Genomic DNA, 3955 nt, shown 5'->3' on the forward strand with positions numbered 1-3955 from the left:
ACCGTGCCCGTGCCGTGCGCCTCCACCACATCCACCTCGGACGCGGCCAACCGCGCACTCACCAACGCCGACCGGATCACCCGCTGCTGCGCCGGACCGTTCGGCGCCGTCAAACCGTTCGACGCGCCGTCCTGATTCACCGCCGAACCCCGCACCACCGCGAGCACGCGGTGGCCGTGCCGGCGGGCGTCGGAGAGGCGTTCCAGGAGCAGCACGCCGACGCCCTCGGACCAGCCGGTGCCGTCGGCGTCCTCGGCGAAGGACTTGCACCGCCCGTCCGGGGCGAGCGCGCGTTGCCGGCTGAAGTCGATGAACGTCTCCAGCGTGGTCATCACGGTGACGCCGCCGGCCAGCGCCAGCGCGGATTCGCCGGTACGCAGCGACTGCACGGCCAGGTGCAGCGCGACCAGGGACGACGAGCAGGCGGTGTCGACGGTGAGTGCGGGGCCCTCCAGGCCGAGGGTGTAGGCGACCCGGCCGGAGAGGACGCTGCTGGCGGTGCCGCCGCCGATGAACCCGTCGAGGGTGTCCGGGACGTCGTCGAGCCCGGCGGCGTAGTTGTGGTACATCATGCCGGCGAAGACGCCGACCCGGCTGCCGCGCAACGACAGCGGGTCGATCCGGGCGTCCTCGATCGCCTCCCACGACGCCTCCAGCATGAGCCGCTGCTGGGGGTCCATGGCGAGCGCCTCGTACGGGGAGATCTTGAACAGGTCCGGGTCGAAGTTCCCGGCGTCGTGCAGGAAGCCGCCTTCCCGGGCGTACGTGCTGCCCCGCCGTTCCCCGGTCGGGTCGTACGCCCGGTCGGTGTCCCAGCCCCGGTCGGTGGGGAAGCCGGTGATGCCGTCGCCACCGGCGGCGACGAGGTCCCACAGGTGCTCCGGCGAGCGGACGCCGCCGGGGTAGCGGCAGCTCATCCCGATGACGGCGACCGGTTCGTGGTCCCGCGCGTCGGCGGCCTTCAGCCGTTCGGTGGTCTCGTGCAGGTCGGCGGTGACGCGCTTGAGGTACTCACGGAGCTTGGCTTCGTTCGCCATCGGGTTTCACCTGTCGCGGGTCAGGACCGGCCGAAGCGGCTGTCGATGAAGTCGAACAGTTCGTCGTCGCTGGCGTCGTCGATGGTCGCGGCGACCTCGCCGCCGTCGCCGTCCCAGCGGCTGAGCAGGGCGCGGAGCCGGGCCGCGACGGCGGCGCGGGTGTCGTCGTCGGCGGTCAGCTCGGCGAGGGCGTCGGCCGGGGTGGCGGCGAACGCCGCCTCGAGGCGGTCCAGCTCGTCGAGGAGGGTGGGCGCGGCCGGTGCGGGGCCGAGCCGTCCCAGCAGGTGTGCGGTGAGCGCGGCCGGGGTGGGATGGTCGAAGACCAGCGTCGCCGGCAGCGGGATGCCGGTCCGGGTGGTGAGCCGGTTGCGCAGGTCGACGGCGGTGAGGGAGTCGAACCCGAGTTCGGTGAAGGAGCGTTCGGGGCCGACGTCGGCCGGTGAGGCGTACCCGAGCACCTCGGCGACCTGGCCGGCGACCAGCTCGGCGACCAGGCGGGCCCGGTCCTCGGCGGACGCCTCGGCGNCGGAGGCCGACGGTCGCCGCGGCGGTCCGGCGCGCGGGCCCGCCGGCGAGGCCGTGCAGCGGCGCCGGGAGCTGGTCGCGGCCGGTGCGGCGCAGCGCCGCCAGGTCGAGGTGTACGGGCAGCAGCAGCGGACGCCGGCCGCGCCGGCTGGCGTCGAACAGGGCGAGCGCCCGCTCGGTGGTGAGCGGGACGATGCCCTGCCGGGCGAGCCGGTCCCGCCCGGCGGCGCCCAGGTCGCGGGTCATCCCGCCGGGTTCCGCCCACGGCCCCCAGGCCAGGGACGTGGCGGCGAGCCCGGCGGCGCGGCGCTGGTGGGCGAGGCCGTCGAGGAAGGCGTTCGCCGCCGCGTAGTTGCCCTGGCCGGGGGCGCCGAGCGGGCCGGCGATCGAGGAGAAGAACACGAACATGGGCAGGTCGAGGTGACGGGTGAGGTCGTGCAGGTGCCAGGCGGCGTCGGCCTTGGGGCGCAGGACGGTGTCGGTCCGGGCCGGGGTGAGCGCGGTGACCACGGCGTCGTCGAGCGTGCCGGCGGCGTGCACGACACCGGCGAGTGGGTGCTCGGCGGGGACGGAGGCGAGCAGGGCGGCGAGTTGGTCGCGGTCGGCTACGTCGGCGGCGGTGAGGCGGGCCCGCGCGCCGAGTCGGGTGAGGTCGGCGAGGAGGTCGTCGGCGCCGGGCGCGTCGGCGCCGTGTCGGCTGACCAGCAGCAGGTGCCGGACCTTGTGGTGGGTGACGAGGTGCCGGGCGACGGTCCCGCCGAGCGCGCCGGTGGCACCGGTGACCAGGACGGTACCGTCGGGCAGCAGGTCCACGGCGCCGGTCGGGTCGGGTTCGGCCGGGGCGAGACGCGGGACGAGCAGCCGGCCGTCGCGGAGCGCGAACTGCGGTTCGTCGGTGGCGAGCGCGCGGGCGAGCAGGTCGGGGTCGTCGCGGTCCAGGTCGGCGAGGACGAGGCGGCCGGGGTGTTCGAGCTGCGCCGCGCGGACCAGGCCCCACACGGCGGCGCCGGCCAGGTCGGTGACGTCGCCGTCGGCGGGGACCGCGCCACGGGTGAGGACGACGAGCCGCCGGTCGGCGAACCGGTCGGCGGCGAGCCAGTCCTGGATCAGGGCGAGGGTGTCGGCGAGCCGGGCCCGGGTGTCGGCGAGCGGGTCGCCCGGCGTGGCGTGCCCGGCCGGGACGAGCACCAGGTGGGCGTCGTCGGCGACCGCGGCGAGACCGGTTTCCGGGTCCAGCGGCACGATTGCGGTGGCGGGCCGGGCCGGCGGCGGCAGCGGATGCCAGCGCAGGTCGTGGAGGGGCAGGTCGGTGGTGCCGGCGTCGAGCTGGTCGGCGGCGAGGGGCCGGGACACCAGGGCGCCGATGCGGGCCACCGGCGCGCCGGTGGCGTCGGCGAGGGTGAGGGTGGTCGCGGGTCCGCTGCGGGTGAGGCGTACCCGCAGGTGGGTGGCGCCCTCGGCGGTGAGGGTGACGCCGCTCCAGGCCCACGGCAGCCGGGCGCCGCCGTCGTCGGCGGCCGGGTCGTCGGTGAGGCCGACGACGTGCAGCGCGGCGTCGAGCAGCGCCGGGTGCAGCGCGTAGCCGCCGGTGGCGGTGCCGTCGGGCAGTTCCACCTCCGCGAAGACCCCGTCGGCGGTACGCCAGGCGGCGCGCAGCCCACGGAACGTGGGTCCGTGTTCCACGCCGAGGTCGCGCAGCCGGGTGTAGATCGGCTCGACCGGCACGGCGTCGGCGTCCGGCGGCGGCCATTCGGTCAGTGGTTCGGCGGTGTCGCCGGTGGTCGGGGCGAGGATGCCGTCGGCGTGCGCGGTCCAGTCGGCGTGCGGGTCGTCGGCGGGGCGGGAGTGGACGGTGACGCGGCGGCGGCCCCGCTCGTCCGGGGCGGCGAGCTGGAGTTGGAGCGTGCGGGCGCCGTCGTCGGGCAGGACGAGCGGGGCGGCGAGCGTCAACTCCTCGACGGTGTCGCAGGCGGCCTGCGCCCCGGCGTGCAGCGCCAGTTCGACCAGCGCGGTGCCGGGGACGACGACCCGGCCGCGGACGACGTGGTCGGCGAGCCACGGGTGGGTACGCGTGGAGATCCGGCCGCCGTGGACGCGGACGTCCCCGGTGGCGGTGACGAGCGCGGTGTCGAGCAGCGGGTGCCCGGCGTCGTGGGCGCCGAGGCCGGTGGCGTCGTGGCCGGCGGTGCGGGCGTCGAGCCAGTACCGCTGGTGCTGGAAGGCGTAGCTGGGCAGGTCGAGGGTGCCAGGGTGGTGGCCGTCGCGGGTGAACCAGACCGCCCAGTCCACCGGCGTGCCGGTGACGTGCAGCCTCGCCAACGCGGTCGTCACCGCGGTCACCTCGTTCACATCCCGCCGCAACACCGGAATGTGATGCACCGGCCGATCCGCCG

At 76.3% G+C, this 3955-nt stretch carries 2 protein-coding genes and 1 pseudogene; all 3 read right to left on the reverse strand.

Annotated features, from left to right (window positions below):
* Positions 1–1037 (reverse strand): beta-ketoacyl synthase N-terminal-like domain-containing protein (locus tag B1205_RS13340; protein WP_176308580.1); only part of this gene is annotated, 1037 nt, incomplete at its 3' end.
* Between the two features lie 20 nt (positions 1038–1057).
* Positions 1058–1495, reverse strand: coding sequence for an acyl carrier protein (locus B1205_RS31440; protein ID WP_254909922.1), 438 nt, complete (start codon positions 1493–1495; stop codon positions 1058–1060).
* Between the two features lie 382 nt (positions 1496–1877).
* Positions 1878–3941 (reverse strand): annotated as a pseudogene (locus B1205_RS32740) (type I polyketide synthase); the annotation flags it as partial.
* Positions 3942–3955 lie beyond the last annotated feature (14 nt).

It is taken from the genome of Micromonospora sp. NBS 11-29 (genome assembly GCF_002140155.1).
In the GTDB taxonomy this organism is placed as follows: Bacteria; Actinomycetota; Actinomycetes; order Mycobacteriales; family Micromonosporaceae; genus Micromonospora.